This window comes from Mesorhizobium subarcticum (assembly GCF_055456085.1).
On record NZ_CM144237.1, the window covers coordinates 1714062 to 1729929 of the forward strand.

Sequence of the window (15868 nt, forward strand, 5' to 3'; positions counted from 1 at the left end):
GCTCCCTGTGACAGTGTGATGGATCATGCGGAGCGTCAGTTGCGCCCGTTGAGGTGGCGCACCTTGCGCAATTGCGGGAACAGATAGGCCCACAGGCCAGCAACCGCGATGGCGCCGACGCCGCCGATCACCACGGCTGGCACGGTGCCGATCAGCGCCGCCATAGTGCCGGCGCGGAACTCACCGACTTCATTGGAAGCGCCGACGAAGACCTGGTTGACGGCGTTGACGCGGCCGCGCACCTCGTCCGGGGTCCACAACTGGATCAGCGTCTCCCTGATGTAGACGCTGAACATGTCGGTGGCGCCGAGGAAGGCAAGGGCGACGATCGACAGCCAGGTGATGGTCGACAGGCCGAACAGCACGGTGCAGGCGCCGAATGCCGCGACGAAGCCGAGCATGATCTTGCCGGCATTGTCGCGAAGCGGGTGCCCGGCGAGCCACACCGCGACGCAGATGGCGCCGATGCCGGGCGCCGAGCGCAGCAGGCCGAGGCCCCAGGGGCCGAGCTGCAGGATGTCTCGCGCATAGACCGGAAGCAGCGCCGAGGCGCCGGACAGGAGCACGGCGAAAAGGTCGAGCGAGATGGCGCCTAGCACGATCTTCTCGCTCCAGATGTAGCGGAAGCCGGCAAACAGCGTCTCCATCGTCGGCTTGTCGGTAGCGGTCTGCTGTACGGGCTTGGGAATGGTGAAGATCAGCAGGCCGGCCACCAGCATCAGCACGGAGGCGACGGCGTAGGCAGCTTCGGGCGAGACGCCATAGAGCAGGCCGCCTGCGACCGGGCCGATGATCGTCGCCGTCTGCCAGGCCGACGAGTTCCACGCAATCGCGTTGCCGAAATCCTCCGGCGGCACCAGATTGGCGAACAGCGACGACGAGGCCGGTCCGTAAAAGGCACGCGCCATGCCGAACAGGGCCAGAACGACGAAGATCGGCAGCGGACTGACGAGGCCGCGCAGCGTGAAATAGAGGAGAACGAGCGCACAGGCTGCCTCGACCACGGTTGCCAGCGCCATGATCAGGCGGCGGCCGAAGCGGTCGGCCACGACGCCGGTGACCAGCACCAAGAGCAGGGATGGCAGGAACTGGACGATGCCGACAATGCCGAGGTCGAAGGGATCGCGCGTCAGATCATAGATCTGCCAGCCGACGGCGACGGAGACGATCATGGTGGCGAAGGTGGTGAGGAAGCGCGCCGTCCAGTAGCTGAGGAAGGCCTTGTGCCGGAAGGCAGCATAGCGCTGTTCCGGTGAGGTTTGTCCTGGTGTCATGGAGAGAGGCCCCGCTGCGATGGCATTGATCGGCGGGGCACTTCCCGAATGGGCGCTGGTCCGACCAATGGAAAGTCTAACAAAGTTCGCAGCGGGATGTGCGTTAAAATCTGGCCTGGATCAAGGGATTTTCAGCCTGTTCCGTCGATCGCACAAGGAAGTTACTGCCGCAGCGCCGCGGAAATGGCGTCGAGGCCACCTCTCAATTCGGCTTCCGCCGGCCAGCCAAAACCGACGCGGAAGAAGCGTTTTTCCATTTCGAACCAGTGGCCGGGCCCGACATAGGTGCCGTGATTCTCCAGCAGGTTTCCATAGAAGCGGTCGAGGTCGAAACCGGGCTCGACATTGAGGCGCGGGAAGCCAACGACACCGCCTTGCGGCCTGATCCAGTCGACCAGCGGCTCGCGGTCAATCCAGGCCTGGACGATGTCGCGGCGCTTGGCCATCTCGGGCAGCAGCGTTCCCAGGAAGGCGTCCCGGCGCTCGAGCATGCCGCGCGCGATGCCTTCGTCGATGACGCTGCCGCAGATGCCGATCTGCTCCTTGGCGGCCAGGAATGTGTCCTGCAGGGCGGCATCCCTGGTGATCAGCCAGCCGATGCGGATTCCGGGAATGCCGAAGGCTTTTGATAGTGACGAGACGCTGATTGCCTTAGGGCTGAGCGAGGCCGCCGACGGCAGGCGCCTGCCATAGGAAAGATCGCGATAGGTCTCGTCGACCAGCAAATGGCAGTTGCTGGCCTCGGCAAGCGTCACCAGCGCGTCGAGATCAGCCCGGTCCATCATCGTGCCGGTCGGGTTGTGCGGGCAGGTGACGCTGATCAGTTTCGTGTTCGGCCGGATCGCCGCCTTGACGGCCTCGACATCGATGGCAAAGCCGTCCTCGAAGGCGAGGTCGACAAAGCTGATGGCGCAGCCGATCGCCCTTGGCGTTTCGATGTTGGTGGCGTAGTTAGGCCTGATGACGACGAGATGGTCGCTGGCCGACAGAAGCGACGTCGAGATGATGAACAGCGCGCCGGCGGCGCCAGCGGTGACCAGCACATCGTCAGGCGAAACGCCGGCATCCTGAGCCGCGATCAGCGCGCGCAAGTCCTTGTCGCCGCGATGCTCGCCGTAGAAGAGCGTCAGATCAGGCAGCGACAGGCCGATGTCGGAGAGTTTCTGGTCGGCGATCGAGCTTTCGGAGAGATTGTAGCGGATGCGGTCGTAGCCGTATTCCTCCGGCGCCTCTTTCTCGATCACCATCCTGGTGTAGTTCATGGCTTCCCCCTCGAAAGAACCTGCCCAGTTCATCCAAGCCACAAAAGCACGAAGCCTGCCAAGGCGAATTCGCCGGCAGGCTTCTGTTCCAGTTATCCTAACTGTGGCTCAGAACTGAATTGTTCAGGCCGAAACCTTGGCCTTCCGGCCCTTGGCCTTGACGGGCACCACCTCGACGGCCTTGCGGCCGAGGCCGATCGACTTCGCCAGCAGCGAGCGCGACGCGGCATAGTTGGGGGCAACCATCGGGTAGTCCGCCGGCAAACCCCATTTGGCGCGGTAGGCGTCCGGCGTCAGGTTGAAATGCACGCCGAGATGGCGCTTCAGCGATTTGAACTTCTTGCCGTCCTCGAGGCAGATGATGAAATCCGGCGTCACCGACTTCTTCGGGTTGACCGCGGGAACCAGGGGTGCTGCCACCGGCACAGTCGGCTTGCCGAGCCCTTCGATCGAGGTGGCGACGCTGGCGATGAGGTCGGCCAGACCGGAGACGGGCAGGCGGTTCTTCTCGACGTAAGCGGATACGATGTGGGCGGTCAGCTCGAGAAGATCGATGCGAGCGTCGTTGCTGTCGTCGGTCAATGTTTCCTCCGTCTATGGCGCATGGCCTCGAAAATCGGGGTCGTTTTCGAAAGGACCAAGCGTAAAGTCAAAAAATTCTGAAGCGTCCCTAAGCGTATCGCGTGGAGCACGCCAGGCAGTACGGCAAAATTCCTAGTCGGCAAATCTGCATAACGCAACGATTTAAGCCATCGTCACACGTTATTTTGAACAACTATACTAAACTGTAATACTATCAGACGATCAACGCCTTGTCTCGCCACAGACGAAATCCGCCTTCGAAGGCGCGTGTGTTGTCACCGCGCCTGGAGTCGACGGGCAATTCGTCGAGCTTGTCGACATTGCCGCCGCCAATGACGACATAGTCTGGCTGCAGGGCGGCGCGCAGCCGGTTGACGACGTCAAAGACGGATTCGCGCCACTTCTTCTTGCCGCGCCTTTCCAGGCCGCGCTCGCCGACATAGTCCTCGAAACTCCTGGTCTTCTTGTAGGGAAGGTGGGCGAGCTCCATAGGCAGGCAGACATGGTCGGCGATCATCGCTGCACCCAGACCCGTCCCAAGGCCCAGGAACAGCATGCGCCCGCCTTCGTAGCTGCCGATGGCTTGCATCAGCGCGTCGTTGACCACCTTGACCGGCTTGCCGAACTGCGCGGCGAAATCGAAGCCGGCCCAACCCTTGCCGAGATTCATGGGATCGAGCACCGGCTTGTCGTGACGTACCGGGCCGGGATAGCCCATCGAGATGATGTCATAGGGCAGGCCTTCGGCGAGCTTCTTCACCGTATCGATCATCTGCTGCGGCGTCAGGTCCGGGCCCGAGTCGGCCCGGCGCTCGGTGCCGCCGGCGCTGGTCAGGATCTTGACATGCGAGCCGCCAATATCGATCGAAAGCACGATCTTCCCGGCGTCCGATTCTGTTTGCTTTACCGCCTTGGCCATCACTTCCCCTCCGCTCATGCCACCGGATCGATCCAGCCATTGGGCGGCCCGAAGCCGGCCATGGCGTCCGCCGGTCCCCACGTTTTTGGCTCGTAGAGATGCGGCGGCGTGGTGTCGCCGAGCACCGGGCCGACGATGCGCCACGCAAGTTCAGCCGCGTCCTGGCGGGTGAAGAGCTGGCCATTGCCGTTCATGGCGTCGCCGATCAGCCTTTCGTAAGGCGGCATGTCGCTCTTTGAGTCGTCGAGCGCGGTGAGTTCGACCTGCTCGCCGACCATGTCGTCGCCGGGCGCCTTGCGCTGTGCGCCGATGGCGATCATCACTTGCGGGTCGATGCGGAAGCGCACGTAATTCTGGTCGGCGGGCTTGATCGGATCGAAGACATCGAGCGGCGGCCGCTTCAGCCGCACCACCACCTCTGTGACATGCACGGGCATGTTCTTGCCGGCACGGATGAAGAACGGGACGTCCTGCCAGCGCCAGGTGTCGACGAAGAAGCGCACCGCCGCGAATGTCTCGACCGGCGAGTTCGGCCTCACACCCGGTTCCGCGAGATAGCCGGTGAACTGGCCGCGCACCACATCATCCTTGGTCAAGGTGCGGATGGCGCGGAGCACCTGCACCTTCTCGTCGATCAGGTCGTCGGCCGAGCGGCCGACCGGCGGCTCCATGGCCAGAAGCAGCAGGATATTGAGCAGATGGTTTTCGATGACGTCCCGGATGGCGCCGACATCGTCATAGAATTTACCGCGGCCCTCGACGCCAAAATCCTCGGCCATGGTGATCTGCACACTCTCGACGTAGTTGCGGTTCCAGATCGGCTCGAGGAAGGAATTGGCGAAGCGGAAATAGAGCAGGTTCTGGATCGCTTCCTTGCCGAGATAGTGGTCGATGCGGAAGATCGACTGTTCGTCGAACACCAGATGCAGCACCCGGTTCAGCCAGCGTGCCGACTGCAGATCGTGGCCGAAAGGCTTTTCCACCATCAGCCGCGCGCCATGCGCCGTGCCCGATTGCTCCAGCCCTTGCACGACCGTCTCGAACATGGTCGGCGGCACCGCCATGTAGTGCAGCGGCCGCTGTGCGCTGCCGAGCGCGGTTTTCAGTTTCTCGAAGGTGGCCCCATCGCGATAGTCACCGCTGACATAGCGCATCAGCGAGGCCAGCTTGGCGAAGACCGTCTCGTCGATAGCGCCCAGCGCGTTGACGATGCCGTCGCGGGCGCGATCCTGCAACTGCTTCAGCTCCCAGGCCTCGAAGGCGACGCCGATCACCGGCTCGGTGAGCGTGCCCTTGGCGACCATCTGGTAGAGGGCCGGAAATATCTTCTTGTGGGCGAGGTCGCCGGTGGCTCCGAAGAGCACCAGCGTGTCGGACCGTTCCTGGCTCATGCGTGCGTCTCCCCTGTCGCCTTCACTTGCCATCCTTCGGCTTCTCGACATGGCCGCCAAAGGCATAGCGCATGGCGGACAGGAGCTTGTCGGCGAATTCGGATTCGCCTTGCGAGGAGAAGCGGTCGAACAGCGCCGAGGACAGCACCGGCGCGGGCACGCCGGTGTCGATCGCCGCCTTCAGCGTCCAGCGGCCTTCGCCGGAATCCGAGACCCGGCCGCCGAAATTCGCCAGGCCCGGGTCGCTCTTCAGCGCGCCGGCGGTGAGATCGAGCAACCAGGAGCCGATGACGCTGCCATGCCGCCAGACCTCGGCCACCTGGGGAAGGTCGACGTCGAACTGGTAATATTGCGGGTTTTCCAGCGGGCTGGTCTCGGCGTCGGCCGTGCGTTGCCGCTTGCCGGCATTGGCCGATTTCAGGATGTTCATGCCTTCGGCATAGGCGGCCATGACGCCGTATTCGATGCCGTTATGCACCATCTTGACGAAGTGGCCGGCGCCGCTTGGTCCGCAATGCAGGTAGCCGAAGGGCGCCGTGCCGGCGGCCTTGTCGGGGGTGGGTGCTCCGGCATCGGCGCCGGGCGCCAGCGTCGCGAAAATCGGGTCGAGATGTTTGACCGCCTCGTCGGGGCCCCCGATCATCAGGCAGTAGCCGCGCTCCAGGCCCCAGACACCGCCGCTGGTGCCGACATCGACATAGTGCAGGCCCTTGGCCGCGAGCTCCGCGGCCTGATCAACGGCGTCGTGATAGTAGGAATTGCCGCCATCGATGATGATGTCGCCTGGTTCCATCAGGGCCGCGACCTGGTCGGCAATCTTGCCGGTGATCGCCGCCGGCAGCATCAGCCAGACACAGCGCGGCTTGGCGAGCTTGCCGACGAATTCCGTCAGGGATGCCGCCCCCAGTGCACCGTCGGTCACCAAGGCGGCGACGCTGGCGGGGTTGATGTCGTAGACGACGCATTCATGGCCGTCGCGCATCAGGCGGCGGACCATGTTGGCGCCCATCCGGCCCAGTCCCATCATTCCGATCTGCATGGTTTCGTCCCTGTTTCCTGGAGATTTGCTGGTTTATCGAGGAAGGATTTACTGGCTGTCCTGATCGCCTGATATGACGGTGAAGTCGACATTCTCCCAATCGCCGGTTGCGAGCCAGAAAAAAGTGAAGATCAGCGTGCTTCCCTTGCGGAGGCTGGCGGTCGGCAGATCGGCAAGATGGATGCCGAAAGCGTTCTCTTCTGTCTGGGCGTTGATGGCGGTCGCCCAGCTATCCGCGCTCCAGCGAACAATCGCCGGCGCCAGCAGCTCGACGCGCAGCGTCTTGCCTTCCGGCAGCAAGCGGATCTTGTTGTTGAACCGCCATGCCCTGAACGGCGACACGGTCTTGTTCTCGATGTAGCGCTTGACGCCTTGCGGCGGCATGTCGAAGACAGCGCCGTCGCGCAGCGAGCGCAGCAGCTTGATATGCTCCGAGTGTGCCCAGACCAGCGGCATGGCGCTGCCCGAGGGGCGACCAAGCAGCAATTCGCGTTCCGGCAAGTCGGCGCCGTCCCAGACCTGCTCCGGCAACAGGCCGCCGGGCTCGGCGGAGCCCTCCAGCGCCTTGAGCAGGGTGGCCGCCTTGTCCTTGCGCCCCGCCGCCAGTTCGTAATGGGCGCGTTCGCCGGCCATCAGCGGCCAGGGCCGGCCCTGGCCGGTGCCGTCGAACGGCGAGCCGTCCTGGTGCTCGCCATAGCCATCGCCATTGTAGCGGTACCAGAGCGTTCCCTGCGGCAATTCGCAGCGCAGCCGGCCGTCGATGACCTTGACGGTATTGACGATGCGCGGATCATCCGCTGCCCTGAGGCCGAAGCGGACCAGCGCCAGCGCGTCCGGGCTGACGATTTCCCCGGCGGGTTGGTCGGTGTCGCCGGGCGGCCGGTTCTTGATGGGGACAAAGCCGTCCTTCGGCGAGCCGGCCTCGGCGCTGTCGGGCGGCGCGATGCGGACATAATAGCCCTCGACGCCTGACGCCTCGCAGATTGCAGTGCCGGTGACATAGGTCCAACGCTCGACCTGGTCGTTCCAGCCGTCCGCAGTCTCGCGCAGATAGATGGCGTCGTCCGGTTTGCCGCAGGCGTCCAACAGATCGGCGGCGGCTAGCAGTGCCGCGATCTCGACGGCTAGCGTGAACGGGCTGAAGCCGGCATCTTCTTCCCAACGGTCCTCGCCGGTGACGGGTCCGTCGCGCACGACATAGGAGGCCGCGGTCTTGATCATCTGCAGGAAGGACGCCAGCTTGGCGCGCGGCAGATGGCCGGCGCGATGCAAGGCATCGGCCAGCAGCAGCGGAAAGGCGCATTCATCCATCTGGATGCCGGGCCAATAGGCCGATCCGTCGAGCCAGGCATTCTGCGGCCAGTGTCCGTCCGGCTGCTGGATGGAGCGCAGATATTCGAGAATCTGCAGCGCCGAGGCGGCATCGCCGGCGGCGAGGAAGCCGCCCGCCGTTTCGACCAGATCACGCGGCCAGACCAGATGATAACCGCCAAGGTCGTCGTCGCCCTTGTTGAAGCCCCAGGGGATCGACAGGCTGGCGACCGCCGCGCCCGGCATGGCGATGGACCGGTGCGTCGCCAGAACCGCCGTCGAGACGCGGTAGCCGTTGATCCCGGACGCCGCGTGCCGGTCCAAAGGCAGCAGGCCGGCCTGCCATTTGCGCCAGTTCTTGACGTAGGCTTTCGCTGCCGGCTCAAAACCCCGCTTCAGGCTGGCGAAGGCATTTTCGGCCGCTTCCTCTGGTGTTGCGCCAAAACCCAGCGCCAGCACCGCTTTTGTCTTGGTCGCCGAAAAACCGATCTCGCCGGTCAGCGCGACATTGCCGTCCTCGGCGCGCTGGCAGGCTGTATCAAGCTTGCCGGTATGATTGAGTTGCTGCCAGCCATCGGAGAAGCCGGCATAGCCGGCTGAACAGTCCCGCCAGGGCAGCGACGAAGCCAGCGCCAGGCAAGAGCCACGCCCCGAGGCAAACAGTACGGGCTTTCCCCTATGGGCGCCGACCCAGCCGGTGTTGCCCATGCCGGCATTGACCAGATGCGGCGCCAGAAGCGCGTAGACGCGGTAGTCTTTGGCCGCACCTTTAAGCGCCGTGAAAGTGATTTCCTGCAGCAGCGCGGGCCGCGCCGGGTCGGCAAGGATGCGTTTTTCGATACGGTAGGTCCCATCGGCGGCGGTGTTGACCAAGCTGTAGGCGGGTACGCCGGCCTCGAACGGTTCGATCGCGTGCTGGGCATCGCGTTTCTCTTCCGAGAAATAGCCGTCGGGGCCGGTGACGATCAGGCCGAGGTCGCGCGTGCAGGCGCTGTCGACGCGCGGATAGTAGATTTCGTTGAGAATGCCGTGGCTGATCGTGAACCAGATCTGGCCAGCTGGTGAAAGCGAAGTGCCGACGCCACTCTTGGCGCTCGACGTCCAGCGCGCCGGAATTCCCGGGGCGCCCGGGGGAACGATCGGCGTCACTGCCATGTTTGTTTGGCCTCCTGCGTGCATGCCTTACCCATCCAGCGAAGCCATTTCAATCATTGCACCGCAAGTTGATCGGCATGCCTTCGCTGATTGCAGTTGACAGTTTGCGGCCCATCTGCATTTGTCTGACAATAGATAAAAAACAGGAGCGCGAGCCGCAACACCATCCACCAATCAGCATGACCAGCAACTCTTGGGAGGAGTATGATATGAAGAAACTGTTCGTATTGGGTACCCTTGCCGCGATGCTCGCATCGGGCACGGCATTTGCCGACACCAGCGGCAAGAAGATCGCATTCTCCAACAATTACGCCGGCAATTCGTGGCGCCAGGCGATGCTCGACAGCTATGGTATCGTCACCAAGAAGGCGGTCGACGACAAGATCGTCGGCGCCGCCGACATCTTCACCACCGCCGACAAAGAAGTGCCGACGCAGGCAGCCCAGGTGCAGAACCTGATCCTGCAGGGCTATGACGCCATCGTCATCAACGCCGCTTCGCCCGATGCGCTCAACGGCGCCATCAAGCAGGCCTGCGATGCCGGCATCACCGTCGTCTCCTTCGACGGCACCGTCACCGAGCCCTGCGCCTACCGCGTCGTCGTCGACTTCAAGGATATGGGCAAGCAGGAAGTCGAGCAGATGGCCAAGTTCCAACCGAAGGGCGGCAATCTGCTCGAAATCCGTGGCCTCGCCGGTACCTCGATCGACGATGCCATCCATGCCGGCATTCTGGAGGGCGTCGCTGCCCATCCCGAATTCAAGATCGTCGGCTCGGTGACCGGCGACTGGGACCAGACGACGGCGCAGAAGGCTGTCGCCACCATCCTGCCCTCGCTGCCCGATGTCGTCGGCATCGTAGACCAGGGCGGTGACGGTTATGGCGCAGCGCAAGCCTTCGCCGCCGCCGGCAAGCCGCGCCCGACCATCATCATGGGCAACCGCCAGGACGAGCTGAAGTGGTGGAAGGAGCAGAAGGACAAGGACGGCTACAAGACGTGGTCGGCTTCGATCGCGCCCGGCGTGTCGTCGCTCGCTTTCTGGGTGGCGCAACAGGTGCTCGATGGCCGCAAGGACATCCCGCACGATCTGCTGGTGCCGTATCTGGCCTTCACCCAGGATGATTTCGAGGCAGCCCTGCCGAAGATCAAGGAAGGCGGCGTCGCCACCCACGAATACACGCAGGAAGACGCCCTCGCGGCCATCAAAGCCAACATCAAGTGAGCGACACGGCGGCGTTGTCCTTCGTACCATCGCGCGGATATCGTTGAGTATGCCTGAAGGGAACGCTGACATCATCAGACTGAACGGCGCCGAAAAACATTTCGGCGCCGTTCGCGCGCTTGGCGGGGTGGATTTCCATGTCGGGCCGGGCGAATGCGTCGGCCTGGTCGGCCACAATGGCGCCGGCAAATCGACGCTGATGCATATGGTGGCGGGAACACTCACGCCCGACAGCGGCATGATCGGCGTGCATGGCGGCGTCGAGGACAACTACTCGGTGTCGCGTGCGCAAAAGCTCGGCATACGCTGCGTGTTCCAGGAACTGTCACTGTGTCCCAACCTCAGCATCGCCGAGAACACGCGTATCAACCATGCCTCGCTCACCGGCTACGGCTGGCGGCGCAAGGCGGCAGCGCTGATCACGGCCAAGCTCGATGAGATCTTCCCGGATCACGGCATCTCGGCCTTGGACATTGTCGGTGATCTCTCGATCGGGCGGCGCCAGATGGTCGAGGTGGCGCGCGCCTTCACGGTGACGCAGGACCGGCTCGACCTCGTCATCCTCGACGAGCCGACATCGTCGCTCGACGCGCATACATCAGGCCAGTTGCTGGCTTTCGTGCGTCGTTTCGTGGCCAGCGGCAAAAGCTGCATCCTGATCTCGCACGTGCTGGGCGAGGTGCTGAGGAATGCCGACCGCATCGTGGTGATGCGCGACGGCAAGGTGGTTGTCACGGACGCCGCAAATGCCTTCGACCGAGACCGCCTGGTGGCGGCAATGGGCGGAGCGGAAGCACGCCAGAAGATCGCGGCCGAAATTGCCGCCACCAAGCCGGCAGCCAGCCCGTTGCGCGTTCGCGCACGACCCGCTGTGCAGAAGGATGGTTCCGAACTTGTCGCCCATGCCGGCGAGATCATCGGCCTGGCAGGGCTGGCCGGGCATGGCCAGACGGACCTGCTGCTGGCCATTTTCACCGCCGCATCGCGCGCCAAGGCCGGCATCGAGGTGACCGCACCAGTGGCGCTGGTCGCCGGCGACCGCCAGTCGGACGGCATCTTCCCGCAATGGTCGATCGCCGAAAACATCGGCATCCGCTCGCTGGCGCGGTTGCGCAACGGACTGCTGATCTCGCCGCAACGCGAGGCAGAACTCGCTGCGTTCTGGCAGAAGAAGATCGGCATCCGCACGCCTGACATGAACAACAACATCTTCTCGCTGTCGGGCGGCAACCAGCAGAAGGCGCTGTTTGCCCGTGCGCTTGGCTCGGACGCTGAAATCGTGCTGATGGACGATCCGATGCGCGGCGTCGACATCGGCACCAAGCTCGAAGTCTACGACCTCGTGCGCGAGGAGGCTCGCAATGGCCGCACCTTCCTCTGGTACACCACGGAAACCGAAGAGCTCGACAATTGCAACCACATCTATGTCTTCAAGAACGGCCGCATCGTCGCCAATCTGCGCCGCGACGAATTGACCGAAGAGAAGATCATCCAGTCGTCCTTCGGCGATGCGGCCTGAGATGACGGTGGCAAGCGTCGACACCAGCAAAAGTTCTTCCGAGCGTGGCGCGCTGTCCCGTGCGCGCCTGCTGCGCGGCCTGTTGCCGGCGCTTTCGCTGGCGATTGTGCTGATCGCCATCGCCTGGCTCAATCCGCGCGCCATCAGCTATTTCGGCTTTAGCCTGATGCTGAACCTGGCGATCCCGATCGCGCTGGCGACGATCGCGCAGATGTTCGTCATCGCAGGCAATGAGCTCGATTTGTCGATCGGCACCTTTGTCGGTTTCGTCGGCTGCGTCACCGCGACCTGGCTGAGGGATGCGCCGCTGATCGGCGTTGCCATCCTGCTCGGGTCGATCGGCATCTATGCGGTGCTCGGCGCGTTGATCCATCTGCGCAATCTGCCGTCGATCGTGGTGACGCTCGGCATGAGCTTCGTCTGGCAGGGGCTGGCCATTCTCGTTTTGCCCAAGCCGGGCGGCAAGGCGCCGGACTGGCTGCTGGCGATCATGTCGTTCAAGCCGCCCTTCGTGCCGTTCCCGATCATCGCGGCGCTGCTGATCGGGCTCATCGTTCATTTCGGCCTGATGCGCACCTCTTATGGGGTCATCCTGCGTGGCTCAGGCGGCAATCCGGCGGCGCTCAAGCGTGCCGGCTGGTCACTGCTGAAGACCAAGATCGTGCTGTTTGCGCTGGCCGGACTGTTCGGTGTGCTGTCGGGCATGGTGCTGATCGGCATCACCACCTCGGCCGATGCCAATATCGGCAATGGCTACACGCTGCTGGCGATCGCCGGCGTCATCCTCGGCGGCGGCGAATTCGTCGGCGGCCGGGTGTCGCCGATCGGTGCGGTGATCGGCGCGCTGACACTGGCGCTGGCAGCCTCGCCGCTGCTCACCTTCATGCACATCCCGCCCGACTGGCAGGTGGCCGCCAACGGCGCCATCCTGATCATCGTGTTGGCGGCGCGGGTGCTGATCAGCCGCAGGGAGAGGTGAGCGATGGTTCTGGTGAAATCGCTGGCTGGCAAACCCTGGGTCTGGTCGTTCATCGGCGCGCTTGTCGTGTGGCTGGCGACGATCATCTTCACCGGCGGCTATGGCGCCGGCGGCATGGTCACGGCAGCGCTGTCGCTCGCCGTGTTCACCGTCATTGTCGGCGTCGGTCAGATGTTCGTCATCACGCTCGGGCCAGGCAATGTCGATTTGTCGCTGCCGGCCAATATCGGGCTTGCCAGCGCTGTGGCCATGAAGGTGATGGGTGGCAGCGATTCCATGATCATCGTCGGGCTGCTGGCGGCGCTCTCCTGCGGTGCCGCGATCGGTGCCGTCAACTACCTGCTGATCTGGGCGCTGCGCATTCCGCCGATCATCGCCACTCTGTCGGCGAGTTTCATCATCCAGTCGATCGACATCAGCTATGGGCGCGGGCTGCAGATCAAGCCGCCGCCGGGCTTCGCCGATTTCGCCAACTGGCAAATCCTGGGCATTCCGGTGCTGGCGATCCTCACAGTGCTGTTCACCATCGGTGCGGCCATCGCGCTGCAGCGCATGATCTATGGCCGCTCGGTGCTGGCGATCGGCCAGAACATCCGCGCCGCGTGGCTCGCCGGCGTCAATGTCGGCCGCATCCGCTTCCTCACCTACACGCTGTCCGGCGCGCTTGGCGGCATCGACGGAGCCCTGCTCGCCGGCTATTTCCGCGGCGCCAATGTCGATATCGGCAATGAATATCTGCTGGCCTCGATCGCCGTCGTCGTCATCGGCGGCACGTCGGTTGCCGGCGGCAAGGCCAATGTGCCCGGTGTCTGGGGCGCGGCACTGTTCCTGGTGCTGCTTTTGACCATGCTCAACACGTTTGGGGTCAGTGCCGGCGTGCGGCTGCTGCTGACCGGGCTGATTATCGTGGGCGTGATTACGGCAGCGGGCGGCGAGAAGGCGGTGCGGTGAGCCGGCCCCAAATTGCGTGCGCCAGCATAACGATGCCGGAGACGCTGGCGGCGGAGGCCGCCCGCCAGAGCTAATCATTGTGCCAGGTAGGCATCCGGTTCCCATCCGCGTGCAAGCGCTGTAAATCCCGTTCGCGCGGCCATTGCCGCTTGCCAATGCCGGAGGTTTACTTGTCCAACTTCGTGAAGATCAGCCGCGACGGCGATATCGCCCTCGTCACCATCGACAACCCGCCGGTCAATGCGCTGAGTTTTCATGTCCGCGAGCCGCTGATGCAGGCGCTGGTCTCGCTGCGCGACGATGCTTCGGTTGCGGCCATCGTCATCGCTTGCGCTGGCCGGACCTTCGTTGCCGGCGCCGACATTACGGAATTCGGCAAACCGGTACAGCAGCCGGATCTGCGCGCCCTGATCGTGACGCTCGAGACCATCATCAAGCCGACGGTCGCCGCCATTCGCGGCACAGCGCTTGGTGGTGGCCTGGAACTGGCGCTCGGTTGCCATTTTCGCGTTGCCGATGCCGGCGCCAAGCTCGGTCTGCCGGAGGTGAGGCTCGGCCTGCTGCCGGGCGGCGGCGGCACGGTGCGGCTGCCACGCCTGGTCGGCGCGGTGAAGGCGCTGAAGATGATCGTTTCGGGCACACCGATCGGTGCTACCGAAGCGCATGCCACGGGTCTCGTCGATGCCGTCTTTGAAGGCGATCTGGCCACGCATGCCGTGAACTTCGCCCGGGAAATCGCGCGCAAGGGTGGTCCTTACACGCCGGTGCGTGATCGCAATGACGGGGAAACCGACCTCGCGGCTTTCGACGCCGAGGCGGCGGACCTGGCGAAAAAAGCGCGTGGTCTCGAAGCGCCGATCGCTTGCGCGCAGGCGGTACGCAACGCCGTCACGCTGCCCTTCGACGAAGCGCTTGCGGCGGAGCGTGCACTGTTTGTGAAACTGGTCGCCAGTGACCAGTCACGGGCACAGCGCCATCTGTTCTTCGCCGAACGTGAGGCGGCTAAGATTGCGGGCAAGGACATCGTAAAGCGCAGGATTGGCCGCGTCGGCGTCATTGGTGCCGGCACGATGGGCGGCGGCATCGCCATGGCCTTCGCCAATGGCGGCTATCCCGTCACCTTGCTGGAAACCAGCCAGGAGGCCTTGGATCGCGGGCTGGGAACGATCGAGAAGAACTATGCTGTTTCGGTCTCGCGTGGCTCGTTGAGCGAAGACGCCAAGCGTCAGCGCCTCGCCCAGTTCAAAGGTTCTACCGACTATGCCGATCTCGCCGATTGCGACCTGATCGTCGAGGCGGTCTTCGAGGACATGGCGGTCAAGAAGGACGTCTTTGGCAAGCTCGACACGATAGCGAAGCCCGGCGCTATCCTTGCCACCAACACCTCCTATCTCGACATCAATGAAATCGCTGCTTCGATCTCGCGGCCGCAGGACTTGCTCGGCCTGCATTTCTTCTCGCCGGCCAATGTCATGAAGCTGCTGGAGATCGTGCGCGCCGACAAGACCGCGCCCGATGCGCTGGCGACCGTGGTCGATATGGCGCGCAGGATCGGCAAGGTGGCTGTCGTCGTCGGTGTCTGCCACGGCTTCGTCGGCAACCGCATGCTGGCCGCACGGGGTTCGGAATCCGAGGCGCTACTGCTGGAGGGCGCGACACCCAGCCAGATCGACAAGGCCTTCACCGATTTCGGTTGGCCGATGGGGCCGTTCCAGATGGGTGATCTCGCCGGCCTCGACATTGGCTGGCGCAACCGCAAGGCGCGCGGCCTGACGGCCGTCATCGCCGACACTTTGTGCGAACAGGGGCGCTTCGGCCAGAAGACCGGCCGGGGGTTCTATCTCTACGAGGCCGGTGCGCGCGCGGGTGTCCCTGATCCCGAGGTCGAGACGCTGATCCGCGAAAAGGCTGCGGAGAAGGGCATCAAACCGAGGGAGATCGGGGCCGAGGAAATCATCGAGCGCACGCTTTATCCACTGGTCAACGAGGGCGCGAAAATACTGGAAGAGAAGATCGCGGCCCGCGCGTCCGATATCGATGTGGTCTGGGTCAACGGTTACGGTTTCCCGATCGGCAAGGGCGGTCCGATGTTCTGGGCTGGCCTTGAAGGGGCGGCCAGGATTATCGACCGGCTCGATCACTGGCATCAGCAGACCGGCAAGGATGTCTTCAAGCCTGCGCCGTTGCTGAAGCGGATGGCAGAGACCGGCTCGTGGGAGACCGACGCGACTGCTTGACCACACTATCCCAGCGGCAAGAATTC

Annotated in this window: 12 protein-coding genes; 5 read left to right on the forward strand and 7 right to left on the reverse strand. The window is 63.8% G+C overall.

Annotated features, from left to right (window positions below):
- Positions 1-35: 35 nt before the first annotated feature.
- The 7 genes from ACZYHG_RS08305 to ACZYHG_RS08335 all read right to left on the reverse strand — a co-directional run bounded on the left by ACZYHG_RS08305 (position 36) and on the right by ACZYHG_RS08335 (position 8933).
- A complete protein-coding gene (locus ACZYHG_RS08305) occupies positions 36-1274 on the reverse strand; it encodes an MFS transporter (protein ID WP_464613371.1) in 1239 nt (412 codons plus the stop codon).
- Positions 1275-1435: 161 nt separating this feature from the next.
- The gene (locus ACZYHG_RS08310) at positions 1436-2536 is read right to left on the reverse strand and encodes an aminotransferase class I/II-fold pyridoxal phosphate-dependent enzyme (protein WP_464613372.1); all 1101 of its coding nucleotides are present in this window, start codon (positions 2534-2536) and stop codon (positions 1436-1438) included.
- A 123-nt stretch (positions 2537-2659) separates the two neighbouring features.
- Positions 2660-3118, reverse strand: a complete 459-nt coding sequence (locus ACZYHG_RS08315; protein WP_027059458.1) for a Ros/MucR family transcriptional regulator — start codon at positions 3116-3118, stop codon at positions 2660-2662.
- Between the two features lie 214 nt (positions 3119-3332).
- Positions 3333-4037, reverse strand: coding sequence for an ROK family protein (locus ACZYHG_RS08320; protein ID WP_464614645.1), 705 nt, complete (start codon positions 4035-4037; stop codon positions 3333-3335).
- Positions 4038-4051: 14 nt separating this feature from the next.
- On the reverse strand, positions 4052-5428 hold the full coding sequence (gene zwf, locus ACZYHG_RS08325; RefSeq protein WP_464613373.1) for a glucose-6-phosphate dehydrogenase: 1377 nt from the start codon (positions 5426-5428) through the stop codon (positions 4052-4054).
- Positions 5429-5450: 22 nt separating this feature from the next.
- On the reverse strand, positions 5451-6467 hold the full coding sequence (gnd, locus tag ACZYHG_RS08330) for a phosphogluconate dehydrogenase (NAD(+)-dependent, decarboxylating) (protein WP_027031845.1): 1017 nt from the start codon (positions 6465-6467) through the stop codon (positions 5451-5453).
- A gap of 48 nt (positions 6468-6515) precedes the next feature.
- Positions 6516-8933 (reverse strand): glucan 1,4-alpha-glucosidase, encoded by a 2418-nt coding sequence (locus tag ACZYHG_RS08335; protein WP_464613374.1) that lies wholly within the window; start codon positions 8931-8933, stop codon positions 6516-6518.
- Positions 8934-9142: 209 nt separating this feature from the next.
- On the opposite strand from ACZYHG_RS08335, the gene ACZYHG_RS08340 reads away from it, so the two are divergent.
- The 5 genes from ACZYHG_RS08340 to ACZYHG_RS08360 all read left to right on the forward strand — a co-directional run bounded on the left by ACZYHG_RS08340 (position 9143) and on the right by ACZYHG_RS08360 (position 15842).
- The gene (locus tag ACZYHG_RS08340; RefSeq protein WP_027031843.1) at positions 9143-10156 is read left to right on the forward strand and encodes an ABC transporter substrate-binding protein; all 1014 of its coding nucleotides are present in this window, start codon (positions 9143-9145) and stop codon (positions 10154-10156) included.
- Between the two features lie 49 nt (positions 10157-10205).
- Positions 10206-11675: a sugar ABC transporter ATP-binding protein gene (locus tag ACZYHG_RS08345; RefSeq protein ID WP_464613375.1), complete on the forward strand. Its 1470-nt coding sequence runs from the start codon at positions 10206-10208 to the stop codon at positions 11673-11675.
- A 1-nt stretch (position 11676) separates the two neighbouring features.
- Entirely contained in the window at positions 11677-12654 is a 978-nt protein-coding gene (locus ACZYHG_RS08350; protein ID WP_464613376.1) for an ABC transporter permease, read from the forward strand.
- Positions 12655-12657: 3 nt separating this feature from the next.
- Positions 12658-13605 carry an ABC transporter permease gene (locus tag ACZYHG_RS08355; RefSeq protein ID WP_464613377.1) on the forward strand — a complete coding sequence of 316 codons (948 nt, stop codon included), beginning with the start codon at positions 12658-12660 and terminating at the stop codon, positions 13603-13605.
- 170 nt (positions 13606-13775) lie between these two features.
- Positions 13776-15842: a 3-hydroxyacyl-CoA dehydrogenase NAD-binding domain-containing protein gene (locus tag ACZYHG_RS08360; RefSeq protein WP_464613378.1), complete on the forward strand. Its 2067-nt coding sequence runs from the start codon at positions 13776-13778 to the stop codon at positions 15840-15842.
- The last annotated feature ends 26 nt before the right edge of the window (positions 15843-15868 follow it).

Coding starts and splice junctions, on each gene's coding strand:
- ACZYHG_RS08305 (WP_464613371.1), bottom strand. CDS start 1,274: ATGACACCAGGACAAACCTCACCGGAACAGCGCTATGCTGCCTTCCGG.
- ACZYHG_RS08310 (WP_464613372.1), bottom strand. CDS start 2,536: ATGAACTACACCAGGATGGTGATCGAGAAAGAGGCGCCGGAGGAATAC.
- ACZYHG_RS08320 (WP_464614645.1), bottom strand. CDS start 4,037: ATGGCCAAGGCGGTAAAGCAAACAGAATCGGACGCCGGGAAGATCGTG.
- zwf (WP_464613373.1), bottom strand. CDS start 5,428: ATGAGCCAGGAACGGTCCGACACGCTGGTGCTCTTCGGAGCCACCGGC.
- gnd (WP_027031845.1), bottom strand. CDS start 6,467: ATGCAGATCGGAATGATGGGACTGGGCCGGATGGGCGCCAACATGGTC.
- ACZYHG_RS08335 (WP_464613374.1), bottom strand. CDS start 8,933: ATGGCAGTGACGCCGATCGTTCCCCCGGGCGCCCCGGGAATTCCGGCG.
- ACZYHG_RS08340 (WP_027031843.1), top strand. CDS start 9,143: ATGAAGAAACTGTTCGTATTGGGTACCCTTGCCGCGATGCTCGCATCG.
- ACZYHG_RS08345 (WP_464613375.1), top strand. CDS start 10,206: ATGCCTGAAGGGAACGCTGACATCATCAGACTGAACGGCGCCGAAAAA.
- ACZYHG_RS08350 (WP_464613376.1), top strand. CDS start 11,677: ATGACGGTGGCAAGCGTCGACACCAGCAAAAGTTCTTCCGAGCGTGGC.
- ACZYHG_RS08355 (WP_464613377.1), top strand. CDS start 12,658: ATGGTTCTGGTGAAATCGCTGGCTGGCAAACCCTGGGTCTGGTCGTTC.